The organism is Frigidibacter sp. MR17.24, assembly GCF_037095655.1.
Taxonomy (GTDB): domain Bacteria; phylum Pseudomonadota; class Alphaproteobacteria; order Rhodobacterales; family Rhodobacteraceae; genus Frigidibacter.
In genome coordinates, this window is sequence record NZ_JBAWKE010000002.1 from 475,083 (window position 1) to 490,510 (window position 15,428).

The 15,428-nt window shown below is 71.8% G+C and carries 15 protein-coding genes; 3 read left to right on the forward strand and 12 right to left on the reverse strand.

Annotation, left to right across the window (positions count from 1 at the left end):
* Positions 1–12: 12 nt before the first annotated feature.
* A complete protein-coding gene (locus V8J39_RS09600; protein ID WP_336460664.1) occupies positions 13–915 on the reverse strand; it encodes a DMT family transporter in 903 nt (300 codons plus the stop codon).
* 124 nt (positions 916–1,039) lie between these two features.
* On the opposite strand from V8J39_RS09600, the gene V8J39_RS09605 reads away from it, so the two are divergent.
* Positions 1,040–1,921: an S-methyl-5'-thioadenosine phosphorylase gene (locus V8J39_RS09605; protein ID WP_336460665.1), complete on the forward strand. Its 882-nt coding sequence runs from the start codon at positions 1,040–1,042 to the stop codon at positions 1,919–1,921.
* Between the two features lie 124 nt (positions 1,922–2,045).
* On the opposite strand, the gene V8J39_RS09610 is transcribed toward V8J39_RS09605, so the two are convergent.
* The 11 genes from V8J39_RS09610 to coxB form a co-directional block, all read right to left on the reverse strand.
* Positions 2,046–3,455, reverse strand: a complete 1,410-nt coding sequence (locus tag V8J39_RS09610; protein WP_336460666.1) for an FAD-binding oxidoreductase — start codon at positions 3,453–3,455, stop codon at positions 2,046–2,048.
* A 56-nt stretch (positions 3,456–3,511) separates the two neighbouring features.
* A complete protein-coding gene (locus tag V8J39_RS09615) occupies positions 3,512–4,378 on the reverse strand; it encodes an MBL fold metallo-hydrolase (protein WP_336460667.1) in 867 nt (288 codons plus the stop codon).
* A 259-nt stretch (positions 4,379–4,637) separates the two neighbouring features.
* Entirely contained in the window at positions 4,638–5,222 is a 585-nt protein-coding gene (locus tag V8J39_RS09620; RefSeq protein WP_336460668.1) for a GNAT family N-acetyltransferase, read from the reverse strand.
* Positions 5,222–6,481, reverse strand: coding sequence for a M16 family metallopeptidase (locus tag V8J39_RS09625; RefSeq protein ID WP_336460669.1), 1,260 nt, complete (start codon positions 6,479–6,481; stop codon positions 5,222–5,224). Before V8J39_RS09625 ends, V8J39_RS09620 begins: the two co-directional genes overlap by 1 nt.
* Positions 6,478–7,869, reverse strand: coding sequence for a threonine synthase (gene thrC, locus V8J39_RS09630; RefSeq protein WP_336460670.1), 1,392 nt, complete (start codon positions 7,867–7,869; stop codon positions 6,478–6,480). Before thrC ends, V8J39_RS09625 begins: the two co-directional genes overlap by 4 nt.
* Positions 7,870–7,878: 9 nt before the next feature.
* The gene (locus tag V8J39_RS09635; RefSeq protein WP_336460671.1) at positions 7,879–8,553 is read right to left on the reverse strand and encodes an SURF1 family protein; all 675 of its coding nucleotides are present in this window, start codon (positions 8,551–8,553) and stop codon (positions 7,879–7,881) included.
* A 120-nt stretch (positions 8,554–8,673) separates the two neighbouring features.
* Positions 8,674–9,474: a cytochrome c oxidase subunit 3 gene (locus V8J39_RS09640; RefSeq protein WP_336460672.1), complete on the reverse strand. Its 801-nt coding sequence runs from the start codon at positions 9,472–9,474 to the stop codon at positions 8,674–8,676.
* Between the two features lie 43 nt (positions 9,475–9,517).
* Positions 9,518–10,123 (reverse strand): cytochrome c oxidase assembly protein, encoded by a 606-nt coding sequence (locus V8J39_RS09645; RefSeq protein ID WP_336460673.1) that lies wholly within the window; start codon positions 10,121–10,123, stop codon positions 9,518–9,520.
* A complete protein-coding gene (locus V8J39_RS09650; RefSeq protein WP_336460674.1) occupies positions 10,120–10,371 on the reverse strand; it encodes a hypothetical protein in 252 nt (83 codons plus the stop codon). Before V8J39_RS09650 ends, V8J39_RS09645 begins: the two co-directional genes overlap by 4 nt.
* 4 nt (positions 10,372–10,375) lie before the next feature.
* Positions 10,376–11,308, reverse strand: coding sequence for a heme o synthase (cyoE, locus tag V8J39_RS09655; RefSeq protein WP_336460675.1), 933 nt, complete (start codon positions 11,306–11,308; stop codon positions 10,376–10,378).
* Between the two features lie 60 nt (positions 11,309–11,368).
* Entirely contained in the window at positions 11,369–12,328 is a 960-nt protein-coding gene (gene coxB / locus V8J39_RS09660; RefSeq protein WP_442902571.1) for a cytochrome c oxidase subunit II, read from the reverse strand.
* 201 nt (positions 12,329–12,529) lie between these two features.
* Here coxB and tldD point away from each other — a divergent pair, with 201 nt between their 5' ends.
* On the forward strand, positions 12,530–13,951 hold the full coding sequence (gene tldD, locus V8J39_RS09665; RefSeq protein ID WP_336460676.1) for a metalloprotease TldD: 1,422 nt from the start codon (positions 12,530–12,532) through the stop codon (positions 13,949–13,951).
* A gap of 147 nt (positions 13,952–14,098) precedes the next feature.
* Positions 14,099–15,394: a DNA-processing protein DprA gene (dprA, locus tag V8J39_RS09670; protein WP_336460677.1), complete on the forward strand. Its 1,296-nt coding sequence runs from the start codon at positions 14,099–14,101 to the stop codon at positions 15,392–15,394.
* Positions 15,395–15,428 lie beyond the last annotated feature (34 nt).

A 15,428-nucleotide genomic window follows, 5' to 3' on the forward strand; every position in this document is an offset into this window, starting at 1 on the left:
CGGCGCCGGGCGTCAGCCGCGGGCGCGCACCGCGACCGGCTGGCCGGCGCGGCGCGTGCGCAGCAGCGTGTAGACCCCGGCCGCAAGGATCAGCGCCGCGCCCGCCAGCGTCAGCGCATCGGGCCGCTCGGCCAGAAGGCTTGCCCCGAGGATCATCGCGAAGATCAGCCGGGTGTAGCGGAACGGCGTGACGACCGAGACCTCGCCCACCCGCATCGCCGTGGTCAGCGCGGAATAGGCGCCGATCCCGACGCAGCAGGCCGCGCAGACGCTCGCCAGGGCGAGGCCGGTCGACAGGTGGCTGCCGTCACCCTCGGCGCCAAGGCCCAGCGCCCAGATCACGGCGCCGGTCGGCACCAGCACTGAAAACCCGGTCAGGCCCAGCTGGGCATTGCCCAGCCCCCTCGGCGCGGCCCGGGTCGCAAGGTCGCGCGCCGCGAAGCCGACGGTCGAGACCACGGCCCAGAGCGCGCCGGCGGTGAAGCCCTCGAGCCCCGGGCGCAGGATCATCACCACGCCCGCGAAGCCGACTGCGATCGCGCTCCAGCGCCGCCAGCCCACGGTTTCGCCGAAGACCAGTGCCGCGCCCGCGACCACCACCAACGGCGTCGCCTGCATGATCGCCGAGGCCGTCGACAGCGCCGTCGTCGCCAGCGCCAGCGTGTAGCCCATGCGCCCCGTGACCTCGGCCAGCGCCTTCAGCGCCATCACCGGCTGCAGCATCAGCGGCGAGACCAGCGGCTGCCCCGCCCGGCGGGCCAGTGCCGCAAATCCGGCGCAACCGCCCAGGCCGAACAGCATCAGCACCAGCCCCGCCGGCAGGCCCCGGGTGGCAAGCTTGATCAGCAGGTCCTCGACCGCGAAGCCGGCCATCGCCAGCACCATGAACAGCGCGCCGCGGGCATTGTCCTGCATCGGGGTCTCCGGGCCTTGATGGCGGTCAGGCGCCCTGCATAGCGCCGCGCGCCAGGGGACGAAAGCGGCTTCCCGCGTCGCCGCACCGCGGCTAGCCTGCCGTCACAGCAGGGAAGGGAACGGCATGGCGCGCAGGCTCGGGGTGATCGGCGGATCGGGAGTGTCGCAGGTGGCGGGGCTCGAGGGCGCGGCCGAGGTGACGGTCGACACGCCCTGGGGCGCGCCCTCGGGCCCGGTGATCACCGGCCGGATCGCCGGCACCGAGGTGGCCTTCCTGCAACGCCACGGCCCCGGCCATCCGCACAGCCCGACCTCGGTGCCCTACCGCGCCAACATCGACGCGCTCAAGCGGCTCGGCTGCACCGAGGTGCTGTCGCTCTCGGCCTGCGGCTCCTTCCGCGAAGAGATGGCGCCGGGCGATTTCGTCATCGTCGACCAGTACATCGACCGCAGCTTCGCGCGCGAGAAGTCGTTCTTCGGCCCGGGCTGCGTGGCGCATGTGGGGCTCGCGCATCCGACCTGCGCCCGGCTCTCGGCGCTGGCCGCCACCGCGGCCGAGGCGGCGGGCGTGCGCGTGCACCGCGGCGGCACCTACCTGGTGATGGAGGGGCCGCAGTTCTCGACCCTGGCCGAAAGCCGGCTCTATCGCGAGGTCTGGGGCTGCGACGTGATCGGCATGACCAACATGCCCGAGGCCAAGCTCGCCCGCGAGGCCGAGCTTTGCTACGCCTCCGTCGCGATGATCACCGATTACGACAGCTGGCACGAGGATCACGGCGCCGTCGAGGTGACGACGATCCTGAAGGTGCTCGGCGCCAATGCCGAGGCCGGCTCGCGGCTTGTCGGCGCGCTCGCCCCCGCGCTCGGCGCCGCGCTCTCGCCGCACGACCCCTGCCCCTGCGGCTGTGACCGTGCGCTCGACCACGCGATCGTCACCGCCCCCCAGGCCCGCGACCCCGTGCTGGTGGCCAAGCTCGACGCCGTCGCGGGCCGGGTCCTGCGCTGACCGCCCGCGCGGCGCCCCGGACGGAAGCCCGTGGCGCGGGGGGGGGGGGCCGCCGAACGACCCGCCACCGGTCCGGGGACCGATCGGCGGCGGGGGGAAGGTCGCGCCTCGCCCCGCCCGTCGCTCAGCCAAGCACCGCGCCCGGATTGAGGATCCCCTTCGGGTCCAGCGCCGCCTTCACCGCCCGCATCGCCGCCAGCCGCCCCGGGTCGCCATACCGCGCGAGGTCGGTGACCTTCAGCCGCCCGATGCCATGCTCGGCGCTGAACGACCCCTCCATCTCGTGGACGATGTCGTGCACGAGGTCCATCACCGCGCGCCGCTGCCCCTCGTACTCGGCCTTGCCGCGCCCCTTGGCCGGGAAGGCGTTGAAATGCAGGTTGCCGTCGCCGAGATGGCCGAAGCAGTTGATCCGGAAATCCCCCGCCGCCGCCAGCGCCGCGCCCGCGCGCCCGATGAAGTCCGCGATGCGCGACAGGGGCAGCGACACGTCGTGCGAGCTGACCGCGCCGATCGCGCGGTTCGCCTCGGGGATGTGCTCGCGAAAGGCCCAGAACGCCGCGCGCTGCGCCTCGGACCCGGCGATCACCCCGTCCGACACCAGCCCCGCCCCGGCCCCCGCCTCGAAGATCGCGCCCAGCATCGCCTGCGCGTCGAAGCCCGGCGGCAGGCCCAGCTCGATCAGCACCGCCCAGTCGGGCCGCCCCGGCAGCGGCGGGCGCACCCCCGGCATCGTCTCGGCCATGAAATCGAAGCTGACGCCCGAGATCAGCTCGAAGGCCGAAACCATTCCCGTCGACCGCGCCTGCGCGATCCCCAGCAGCTCCAGCGCCGCGGCCGGGCTCTCGACGACCAGCACCGCGGTGCCGGTCTCGGCCGGGCGCGGCACCAGCGTCAGCGCGGCGGCGGTGATCACCCCCAGCGTGCCCTCGGCGCCGATCAGCAGGTCGCGGATGTCATAGCCGGTGTTGTCCTTGCGCAGCCGGCGCAGGTCGCCCACCACCGTGCCATCCGCCAGCACCGCCTCGACGCCCAGGCACAGCGCCCGCGCATTGCCGTAGCGCAGCACGTTGACCCCGCCCGCGTTGGTCGCAAGGTTGCCGCCCACCGTCGCCGTGCCCTCGGAGGCGAGCGAGAGCGGGAACAGCCGGCCCGCGTCCTCGGCGGCGGCATGGGCGGCGGCGAGCGTGGCGCCGGCCTCGATCACCAGCACGTTCTCCCCGGGGTGCAGCGCGCGCACCGCCGCCATCCGCTCCAGCGACAGGATCAGCGGCAGCGGCCCCGCGTCGGTGACCTGCCCGCCGACAAGCCCGGTGCCCCCGCCCCAGGGCACCACGCCCACGCCCGCCGCGTGGCAGGCCGCGAGGATCGTCGCGACCTCGGCGGTGCTGCGGGGCCGGGCGACCGGCCCGGGGCGGCCATGGACGCGGCCGCGCGGCTCTTCCAGATGGCGCGGGGCCGCGGCATCCAGCGTGCCGGCGGGCAGCCGGGCGGCAAGCGTGTCGAGGAAGTCGGGGGTGCAGTCGCGCAGCATGATCGGGCCTCCCTGTGCGGGTCCCGATCAACCACCGCGCCGGCGCGATGGCAAGCTCAGTCGAGCCATTCCGGCTCAAGCACCATGACCGTCGGCCGCGCGGGCAGCGAGGTCAGCGACACCTCGACCGAGCTTGTCCCCGGCCGGCTCACCGCGAATTCGCTGGCCGACAGCCCGTCGAGGAACCGCTCCAGCGTCGCCTCGCCGAACCAGTGCATCGGCAGGATCAGCGAGGCGCGCAGCCGGCCCAGCACCCGGGTCATGGTCTCGGTATCCATCGTGTAGCCGCCGTCGACCGGCGCCATCACCACGTCCATCCGGCCGAGCAGCGCGTATTGCTGCGGCGTCGGCTCGTGGTGCAGGTGGCCCAGGTGGCCGATGCACAGCCCCGCCGCCTCGAAGACGAAGATCGAATTGCCGTTCGGCCGGGTCCCGCCCGACCAGTCGCGGGTGTCGGTCGAGACGTTGCGCACCAGCATCTCGCCCAGGTCCAGCGCGTGCTCGGGCACCTCGCCATCCGCGACCCAGCCCTGCAGCACATGCGCGATGCGCGGATCGGGCCGCGCGGTCCAGTGCGAGGAATGCGCGTTGTTCATCGTGACCACGTCGGGCACCGGGTCCGCCGGGCCCAGCGTGCCGGTGTAATCGGTCGCGGCCAGAAGCCCGCCCGCGGTCTCGATCGCATAGGTCGCGTGGCGGACGTAGCTGAGCCGCACGGTGTCGTCGGCCAGCGCATCCCCGAAGGCCGCGCGCCGGATCACCGCGGCGCCGGGCGTGTTGCGCGCCAGCGCCACGCAATGGCTGGGGATCCGGCCCGGCGCGGCGGGCGCCTCGGGCGCAGGCGTCGGGAACTGCACCTGCGCGGCGACGGGCAGCGGCACGAGCGACAGGATCAGCGAGACGGCAATCGGGATCGGGCGCATCGGGGTCCTCCTGGCCCAAGGCTGCGCGGCGCCTTCCCCTACGTCACGCGATTTCCGCCCCGGTCCCGCGATCTCGCGCAAGCGTGACCGCCGCTGCCGCTTCAGGCGACACGCCCAAGGCGACCCGGCCCAGGCAACCGGTCGCAAACGACCCGGCCCGAGCGACCGGGGACGGCGCGGTGGATCCGGGACCCGGGCCCGGGCGACGCGACGCGACGCGACGCGACAGGGCGCGGGTGGCGCGGCGCGGCGGCGCGCGTCAGCCGGTCTCGGTCCGGCCGCGCCGGTCCGAGCGCAGGTTGGCGTAGAGCACGTGGTTGCGCCAGCGCCCGTTGATCTGAAGGTAGCTCTGCGCCACGCCCTCGTACTTGAAGCCCGAGCGCTCGAGCACCCCGCGCGAGGCCGCGTTCTCGGGCAGGCAGGCGGCCTCGATCCGGCTGAGGTCGAGGCGCATGAACGCCTGGTGCACCACCGCGCGGATCGCCTCGCGCATGAAGCCCTGCCGGGCATAGGGCTCGCCGACCCAGTAGCCCAGCGTGCCCGACTGCGCCGGCCCCCGGCGGATGTTGTCGAGCGTGATCGCGCCGACCAGCGTGCCGGTGTCGCGCTGGATCAGGAACAGAGGCAGGGCCGAACCCTGCGCCTCGGCCCGGGCCGCCCAGTAGACGCGGTGGGTGAAGGCGCGGCGCGACAGGTGGTCCTCGGCCCAGGCCGGTTCCCAGGGCTTGAGATAGGCCTCGGACTGGGCGCGCAGCGACGACCAGCCGCGGAAGTCGGAATGCTGCGGCAGCCGCAGCGTCAGCCGCTCCGTCTCGATCCGAACCTTCCGTCGTCGAGCCAGCATCAGGCGGCGAGCGCCTCGCGCAGCGCGGCCAGCTCGGGCGCTTTCTCGGCGCGGCCATAAAGCGCGAGCGCCGCCCCCGCCCCCAGCATCCGGCCCGCGTAATCCAGCACCGCGCCGCGGTCGACGGCGTCGATCTTGGCCGCGGCCTCGTCCACGCCCGGCACCCGGCCCCAGATCGACAGCATCCGCGCCATCCGCTCGGCCCGGGCCGAAGGGCTTTCCAGCCCCATCAGCATCCCCGCCTTCAGCTGGGCGCGGGCGCGCGCGATCTCGGCCTCGGACATGTCGTCGGCCGCGCGGCGCAGCTCGGCCACCGTCAGCCCGGCCAGCGCGCCGATCTCCTCGGCCGAGGTGCCGGCATAGATCGTCATCATGCCGGTGTCCTCATGCGCCGAGGACTGCGCGAAGATCGAGTAGCACAGCCCCCGCTCTTCCCGGATCTTCTGGAACAGCCGCGACGACATGCCGCCACCCAGCGCCGTCGAATAGACCTGCGCGACATAGACGTCCTCGTCGCGATAGCCGGGCGCCTCGAAGGCCAGCGCGAAATGCACCTGCTCGAGGTCCTTGATCTCGCGCCGCTCGCGGCCCAGCCACAGCGCCGGCTGCACCTTGGCCTGCGGCCGCGCCGTCAGCGTGCCGAAGGTCTTCTCCGCCAGCTTCACCAGCATGTCGTGATCGACCGCACCCGCCGCCGACAGGATCAGCTGGCCGGGGCCGTAATGCTCGCGCACGAAGCCCTCGAAATCGCCGCGGCCGAAGGCCTGCACCCGTTCGGCCGGGCCCAGGATCGTGCGGCCGATGGCCTGATCCGGATAGGCCGCTTCCTGCAGCCAGTCGAAGATGATGTCATCGGGCGTGTCGAGCGCCTGGCCGATCTCCTGCAGGATCACGCCGCGCTCGACCTCGATCTCGCGCGCGTCGAAGGCCGGGTTCAGCACGATGTCCGAGATCACGTCGACCGCAAGCGGCACGTCCTGCGCCAGGACGCGGGCGTAGAAGGCCGTCATCTCGCGCGAGGTATAGGCGTTGATATAGCCGCCGACGTCCTCGATCTCCTCGGCGATCTGCAGCGCGGTGCGGCGCTGGGTGCCCTTGAAGGCCATGTGCTCGAGGAAATGCGCGATGCCGTTCTGCTCGGGCCGCTCGTGGCGCCCGCCCGCATCCACCCAGACCCCGACCGAGGCCGAGGCGAGGCCGGGCATCGTCTCGGTGACGATGCGGAAGCCGTTGGGGAGTGTGGTCAGTCTTACGGTCAACGGGCACGCCTTTCGTGAACCAGCGCCTCGAGCGCGGCAAGATCGTTTGCAGAGCGCGTCACCCGCTCGGGCCGGTCGAACAGGTCGGCCATGCGGGCGGGCAGCGCGGGGCGGAGGCCGGTCGCGGCTTCCACGGCATCGGGGAACTTCGCGGGATGCGCGGTCGCGAGCGTCACCATCGGCGCCTCGGCGCGAATATGGGACTTCGCGACGAAAACGCCAACCGCCGAATGCGGGCACAGCAGCTCGCCCGTCTCGGCCAGCGTCGCCGCGATCTCGGCCCGGGTCTCGTCCTCGGACGCGCGGCCCGAGGTGAAATCGGCCCGCAGCGCCTCGATCGCGCCCTGGCTGATCGCGAAGCCGCCGGTGGTCTTCAGCTCGTCCATCAGCTGCGCCACCGGCGCGCCGTCGCGGCCATAGGCGTCGAACAGCGCGCGCTCGAAGTTCGACGAGACCTGGATGTCCATCGACGGGCTGATCGAGGGGGTGACGCCGGTGGTCTGGTAGCGGCCCCCGGTCATCGCGCGGTGCAGGATGTCGTTCTGGTTGGTGGCGATCACCAGCCGGCCGATCGGCAGGCCCATCTTCTTGGCGATGAGGCCCGCGTAGATGTCGCCGAAGTTGCCGGTGGGCACGGTGAAGTCCACCTCGCGCGACGGCGCGCCAAGCGCGACGGCCGAGGTGAAGTAATAGACGACCTGCGCCAGCACCCGCGCCCAGTTGATCGAGTTCACGCCCGCAAGCCCGACCTCGTCACGGAAGGCGAAGTCGTTGAACATGTCCTTCAGCCGCGCCTGGCAGTCGTCGAAATCGCCGTCGAGCGCGACGGCATGGACGTTGGCCTCGGCCGGCGTGGTCATCTGGCGGCGCTGCACCTCGGACACCCGGCCATGCGGGAAGAGGATGACGACATCGACGTTGTCGAGCCCCTTGAACGCCTCGATCGCGGCCGAGCCGGTATCGCCCGAGGTCGCCCCGACGATGGTGACCCGCCTGCCCTCTTTCGCCAGCGCGATCTGGAACAGCTGGCCGATCAGCTGCATCGCGAAATCCTTGAAGGCCAGCGTCGGCCCGTGGAACAGCTCGCACAGGAAATGGCCCGGGGCCAGCTGCTTGAGCGCCGCGCGCGCCGGATGCTCGAAGCCCGCGTAGGCCGCCGCGATCGCCCGGCGCAGCTCCTCCTCCGAGAAGGTGTCGCCGGTGAAGGGGCGCATCACGCGCAGCGCGACCTCCTCGTAGGGCAGGCCGGCGAGGGCCGCGATCTCGTCGGGGGTCAGGGTCGGGATCGTCTCGGGCACATAGAGGCCGCCGTCACGGGCGAGGCCCGTCAGCATCGCCTCGCCGAAGGTGAGCACCGGCGCCTGGCCGCGGGTCGAGATATAACGCATGGTCGGTCCTTACATCGTCCGCCGCCTGATACGCCACAGCAGGTAGACTGTCATCCCCGCCCAGACGGCGGCGAGCGAAAACCAGGTGATCGCGTAGTTCAGGTGGTCGTTGGGAATGCCCTCGGCGGTGACCGGGAACGGCGAGATCGCCTGCTCGTCCCCCGTGACCTCGCGCGCGACGACGAGGATCGGCTCGGCCCCCAGCAGCGCCGCCATCGCGGGCACGTCGCGCGCGAACCAGATGTTGCGTGACAGGTCGGGCTCGGGCGTCGACGACGTCCGCTCGAGAGGCCAGTGCAGGTTGCCAAGGACGGTCAGCTCGACCGGCGGGCGCGCGACATCCTTGTCGACCTCGGCCACCAGCCCGCGCTCCAGAAGGACGGTGCGGCCGCCGGTCTGGAAACTGGTGATGACTTCGTAGGCCGGCCCCTGCCCCTTGTAGCCGCTGAGCATGTGCAGCTCCTGCGCGCCCGTGGTCCCGGTCAGCCGCACCGGCGCGTATTTCGTCGCCTCGCTGGTCTCGCCCGGCGCCGGCAGCGGCCCGGGCTCGGCCGCGATCTGCGCCTCTATCCGGGCGATCACCGCCTGCTTCCACTCAAGCCGGCGCAGCTGCCACAGACCGAGTTCGACGAGGATCGCGCAGCCGGAGAGGCCGAGGATCAGGGCAAAGAGGTAACGGCGCATCGCAGGTGTCCTGGGGCAGGCCCGGACGCGACGCCCGGGCGGGAGAGGAAGTGCCGGACACGAGATCTCCGGAGCCGGCGGGAGGCGGGCGGCGGCGCCGGGGCGCCACGGCCGCCGACCTCAGCCGCCCCAGATGTAGACGGCCGCGAACAGGAACAGCCAGACCACGTCGACGAAATGCCAGTACCAGGCCGCCGCCTCGAAGCCGATGTGGTGGCGGGGCGTGAAGTGGCCGCGGGTGGCACGGGCCAGGCAGACGGCCAGGAAGATCGTCCCGATGATGACGTGGAACCCATGGAAGCCCGTCGCCATGAAGAAGTTCGCGCCGTAGATGTTGCCCGACAGGCCGAAGGCCGCGTGGCTGTATTCGTAGGCTTGGAAGATGGTGAACAGCGCCCCCAGCCCGATCGCCAGCGCGAGGCCGGTCTTCAGGTCCTTGCGGTTGTCCTCGTGCACCAGCGCGTGGTGCGCCCAGGTCGCGGCCATGCCCGAGCACAGCAGGATCAGCGTGTTGATCAGCGGCAGGTGCCAGGGATCGAAGGTCTGGATGCCCTCGGGCGGCCAGGCGCCCATCTGCGCCGGGTACCCCTCGGTCATCGGGTACATGGCATGCTTGAAGAACGACCAGAACCAGGCGGCGAAGAACATCACCTCGGACATGATGAACAGGATGAAGCCGTAGCGCAGCCCGATCTCGACGACAGGGGTGTGGTCGCCCGCCTGCCCCTCGCGGATCGTGTCGCCCCACCAGCCCCACATCACGTACAGGACCAGGATCAGCCCGATCATGAACATCCAGGGGCTGCCGGCCTTCATGAAGTGCACGCCGCCCGTGAGCATCACGAAGGCGCCGACCGCGGCCATGAACGGCCAGATCGACGGCGGCAGGATGTGGTAGTCGTGGTTCTTGCTATGCGCCATCTGTCCTCCCTCGGCCCCCTCTCGGCCGGTCCCCCTTAGCGGTCTAGTTCGTGTCGGTCGTCGCGGGCGCGCCCCGGTTCGCCGCCTGGCGCTCCTCGGGCAGGTCCTGCTGGTAGAACGTGTAGCTCAGCGTGATGTGGGTCACGGTGCCCGCGTCGCGGTCGTCGACGATCTCCGGGTCGACGTAGAAGCTGACCGGCATCGTCACCCGCTCGCCCGGGCCCAGCACCTGCTCGGTGAAGCAGAAGCACTGGATCTTCGAGAAATAGTAGCCCGCCGCATCCGGCGCGACGTTGTAGGTGGCGCTGCCGGCGATGGTGCGGTCGGTCGGGTTGTAGGCCTCGTAGAAGGCCAGCCCGGTCTCGCCGATGCGCAGCGTCATCGTCCGCTGCTCGGGGCGGAACTCCCAGGGCATGCCGGGCCCGACGTTGGCGTCGAAGCGCACGGTGATCTCGCGGTCGAGGATCGTGTCCGACCCCGCGGTCGCCACCTGCGTCGTGCCGGCAAAGCCGGTGACGCGGCAGAACCAGCTGTAGAACGGCACCGCGACGAACGAGGCGCCGACCATCAGCGCCACGACCGCGACCAGCCCCAGCGCCAGCCGGCCGTTTCCCCCCTGCGATCCGCGTCTCCTCCCCGATCCGCTCATCCCGTGGCCGCCCCCGTCCTCGCCGTCGCCGTCCTCGCCGTCGCCGTCCCGGTCGTCGCCGATCCGCCGGACACGCCCGGCGCGTCCTGCGCATGGTCGAGATTGGTGATCTTCACGATGGTCAGCCCGAAGACCAGCGCCACGAAGGCCGCCAGCACCAGGCCAAGCCCGAGATTGCGCCCGAAGCGGCGGCGATGCAGCTCGTGCTCGGGCGGGAAGCCGGTGCGGGGCGCGCGCTGGTCGGTCATGCGCTCACCAGCCCCCCAGGCCCCAGGGGCGCAGCGCGGCCTCGGCCAGCAGCGCACCGAAATGCAGGAACAGGTACAGCAGCGAGAAGCGGAACACCTGCTTCTCGGCCTTGTACTTGTCGGCCTCGGCCGCGGCCTCGGGCCGGCGCCACAGCGTCCAGCCGCCGGCGATGAACATCGCGTTCAGCACGACCGAGGTCACCAGATAGATCGGCCCGCCGATCGAGGTGAAGCCGGTCGCGACCGCGAAGGGCGCAAGGATCAGCGTATAGGCCAGGATGTGGGCGCGGGTGGCGCGGCGGCCGTGGGTCACGGTCAGCATCGGCACCTTCGCCTCGGTGTAGTCGCTGTTCATGAACAGCGCCAGCGCCCAGAAATGCGGCGGCGTCCACAGGAAGATCAGCAGGAACATCAGCACCGATTCCACGCTGATGCCGCCCGTCGCCACCGCCCAGCCGATCATCGGCGGGAAGGCCCCGGCCGCGCCGCCGATGACGATGTTCTGCGGCGTCGAGCGCTTGAGCCACATCGTGTAGACGACGGCGTAGAAGAAGATGGTGAAGGCTAGGAACGCGGCCGCGAACCAGTTCGCCGCCAGCCCCAGCATCACGACCGAGATCCCCGACAGCGCGAGCCCCAGCCCCAGCGCCTCGGAGGGCGCGACGCGGCCCGCGGGCACGGGGCGCGACTTGGTGCGCCGCATCACCGCGTCGATGTCGGCATCGTACCACATGTTCAGCGCGCCCGAGGCGCCGCCGCCCAGCGCGATGAACAGGATCGCGGTGAAGGCGACATAGGGGTGCACGCCCACGGGTGCGACCAAAAGCCCTACCGCCGCGGTGAACACAACCAGCGACATCACCCGCGGCTTGAGCAGCGCGAGGTAGTCGCCGAATCCGGCGTCGCGGTTGTGATCAAGGGCGCTCAGATCGCTCATTCACCAGTCTCCAGGTGGGGAAGCCCTTGGGATCGCGGGCTTTTCCCTGCCTTGGCCCAGTCAGTCGGCCGAGGCGAGTTTCAGGGTCTTCGGGGCCTCATTGGCCGCAAAGAGTTCCTTAGCGCGCCCGAGCCACTGATCATAGGCCTCCTGGCTGACCACCTTCACCACGATCGGCATGTAGGCATGGTCCTTGCCGCACAGCTCCGAGCACTGGCCGAAGAAGACGCCCTCGCGGTCGGCGTTGAACCACAGCTCGGCGATGCGGCCCGGCACCGCGTCCTGCTTCACCGCGAAGGCCGGCACCGTCCAGCTGTGGATCACGTCGGACCCGGTCGCCTGCACCACGATCGTCTTGCCCACCGGCACCACCATCGGGTTGTCGACCGCCAGCAGGAACTCGTCGGGCTGGTAGCCCATCGCGGTCAGCTTCGCCGCCATCGCCGGACCGTTGACATAGGGCACCGCGCCCGCCGCCTCGTCCTCGGCCGTCAGCGTCGCCGGGTGGCCGATCATGTAGCTGTCGAAGGCGATCTCCTCGTCGGGATACTCATAGCCCCAGTACCACTGGTAGCCCGTGACCTTGATCGTGATGTCGGCCTGCGGGATCTCCTGCTGCTTGAACAGGATCGGCAGCGAGAACGAGCCGATGACCACCAGGATCAGCACCGGGATCAGCGTCCAGGCGATCTCGACCGGGGTGTTGTGGGTGAAGCGCGCGGGCGTCGGGTTGGCGCGCCGGTTGAAGCGCAGGATGCAGATCACCAAGAGCGCCACCACGAAGATCGTGATCACGGTGATGACATAGAGCAGCATGTGGTCCAGCCATTGCTGGTCATGCGCAAGCTCGCTCGCCGCGGGCTGGAAGCCCATGCCGCCCTGATGGGCACGCCCGACGCTGGGCATCGGCCCCAGCCCGTCGGTGGCCTCCTGCGCCCGGGCGATCCCCGCCCAGATCAGCGCAGTCGCACCCCAGGCCATGCCCGAGAGGGCTGCGGACGGCTTTCCGGCTAGACGCATCGATCCTGTCTCCCTCCTGTCGGCCCGCGGCTCCTCAACCGCATCCGGGCACGCCCCCGCGCCTGCCGGCGTGCGGGGCCCCGCACGCGAACGTGACGCGTTGTAACATGGCCATCAAAAACCATATTGTGCCCCATGCGACAAGCGAAACCGTGCGGCGTGACGCCGCGGTTGCGCGCGATCAAAGACAGGGTTGACACCATGGCAGACGGCGCCTTCCGCCCCTTCGAAACCCATCTCGACGAAGCGGCCGCCCTGCGGATCCTGCGCGAGACCACCGCCGGCGCCGAGGATGGCGAGCTGTTCCTGGAACGCCGCCGCTCGGAATCGCTCGTCTTCGACGACGGCCGCGTCCGCACCGCCAGCTACGATGCCTCCGAGGGGTTCGGGCTGCGCGCGGTCAAGGGCGAGGTCGCGGGCTATGCCCACGCGACCGAGATATCCGAGCCCGCGCTCGCCCGCGCCGCCGCGACCGCGCGGCTCGCGGTGGGCGACGGCGGCGGCGTGATGGCGCCCCCGCCCCCCGGCACCAACCGCAGGCTTTACGCCGATGCCGACCCGATGGCCGACGCCAGCTTCGGCGTGAAGATCGAGACCCTGCGCGAGATCGACGCCTTCCTGCGCGACCTCGACCCCCGGGTGGTGCAGGTCACCGCCTCGGTCGCGGCCTCGCACCAGGAGGTCGTGATCCTGCGCCCCGAGGGCGGGCTCGTCTCCGACATCCGGCCGATGGCGCGGCTCAACGTCTCGGTGATCGTCGAGAAGGCCGGGCGGCGCGAATCCGGCAGCGCCGGCGGCGGCGGGCGCTACGGGCTGTCCGGGCTCATCGCCTCCGGGCACTGGATGGGCGTCGCGCGCGAGGCGTTGCGGGTGGCGCTGGTCAACCTCGAGGCCGAAGCCGCGCCCGCGGGCGTGATGGACGTGGCGCTTGGCCCGGGCTGGCCGGGGATCCTGCTGCACGAGGCGATCGGCCACGGGCTCGAGGGCGACTTCAACCGCAAGAAATCCTCGGTCTTCTCCGAGATGATGGGCAAGCGCATCGCGGCGCCCGGCGTGACGGTGCTCGACGACGGCACGATCCCCGACCGGCGCGGCTCGATCACCGTCGATGACGAGGGCACGCCCTCGGGCAAGAACGTGCTGATCGAGGACGGGGTGCTGGTGGGCTACATGCAGGACCGCCAGAACGCGCGGCTGATGGGGGTTCAGCCCACCGGCAACGGTCGGCGCGAAAGCCATGCCCACATCCCGATGCCGCGGATGACCAACACCTACATGCTGGGCGGCGACGCGACCCCCGACGAGGTCCGGGCCGAGATGAAGGACGGGATCTGGGCCGTGGGATTCGGCGGCGGGCAGGTCGACATCACCAGCGGCAAGTTCGTCTTCAGCTGCACCGAGGCCTACCGCGTCCGGAACGGCGTCGTCGGCGCGCCGGTGAAGGGCGCGACGCTGATCGGCGACGGCGCCACCGCGCTGCAGCACATTCGCGCGATCGGAAACGACATGGCGCTGGACCCCGGCATGGGCAACTGCGGCAAGGCCGGGCAATGGGTGCCGGTCGGCGTCGGCCAACCCACTCTGCTGATTGGCGGACTGACCGTCGGCGGCTCGGCCGCCTGACGGGTGGCCGCCGCATCGTGGTGAAGGCTTTCCGGGCCACCGTTGCCCCCGCGGCGACGGTGGCCCGAAACGAATCGGCGCGGCGTCAATCTCTCGTTAACGTTACGGCCGCTATACCTGTCTCCGGCGAATGAGGCGGAGGCCCGGATGAACAAGGATTTGTTCGCTTTTCCCACCCCCTTCACCCCACCCACTGCGGAAGAGGATCATCTCCTCTGGCTCCGTCTCATTCGCTCCCGCAAGGTCGGGCCCGCCACGTTCTGGCGGCTGCTCGAAGAGCATGGCGATGCCGCCGCGGCGCTCGACGCGCTGCCCGCCATGGCCCGTGCCGCCGGCCTTGACGACTACACCCCCTGCCCGCCCGGCGTGGCCCATGCCGAATTGGCCGCCGGCCGGCGCCTCGGGGCGCGGCTGGTCGCGCGTGGCGCGCCCGGCTACCCGCCGCGCCTGGCCGAGATCGCGGATGCCCCGCCGCTGCTGTGGATGCTGGGCGAGCCGGAGCTGGCGCTGCGGCCGATGGTGGCGCTGGTGGGGGCGCGCAACGCCTCCTCGCTCGGGCTGCGCATGGCCCGCCATCTGGCCGAGGGGCTGACCGGCGCGGGCTTCGGCGTCGTCTCGGGCCTGGCCCGCGGGATCGACGCCGCCGCCCACGGCGCCGCACTGGCCGGGGGCACGGTCGCGGTGCATGCCGGCGGCGTCGATACCGTCTACCCGCGCGAGAACGCGGCCCTGGCCGCCGAGATCGCGCGCTGCGGCCTGCGACTGTCCGAACAGCCGCTCGGGCTCGAGCCGCAGGCGCGCCACTTCCCGCAGCGCAACCGCCTGATCTCGGGCCTGGCCGAAGCCGTGATCGTGGTCGAGGCCGCGCCGCAGTCGGGCAGCCTGATCACCGCCCGCGACGCGCTCGACCAGGGACGCGAGGTCCTCGCGGTGCCCGGCCACCCGGTCGACGCCCGGGCCGCCGGCTGCAACGCGCTGATCCGCGACGGCGCCGTGCTCGTGCGCGGCATCGCGGACGTGCTGCAGGCGCTCGAGGCGCGCCCCGCGGCGCCGGTGGCGGCCGCCCAGACCGCCCAGACCGCCCGGCCCCAGCCTTCCGGCCCCGGCCCGGGTCCCGTGCCGCCCCCCCTCACTTCGGCCGCCCCGCAGACCCCGCGCCCGCGCCACGCCGCCGCGCGCCCGCCCGCCGGCGACTCGCCCCGCCAGTCGCGCCAGCCCGGCCCCCATGACGCGCCCGCGCGCACCGATCGCCGCAGCCTGGCCGAGACCGCCGCGCTGCACAGCACCATCCTCGACCGCCTCAGCCCCTCCCCCATCGCCGAGGATGCGCTGATCCGAGAGCTGTCGATGCCCGCGGCCCAGGTCACGCCCGAACTCGTCGCCCTCGAACTCGACGGCCGGATCGAGCGCATGCCCGGCGGCTTCGTCGCCCGCCGCCACTGAGCCGACCCCTGCGCGGCCCTCCCGTCCCCAGGCC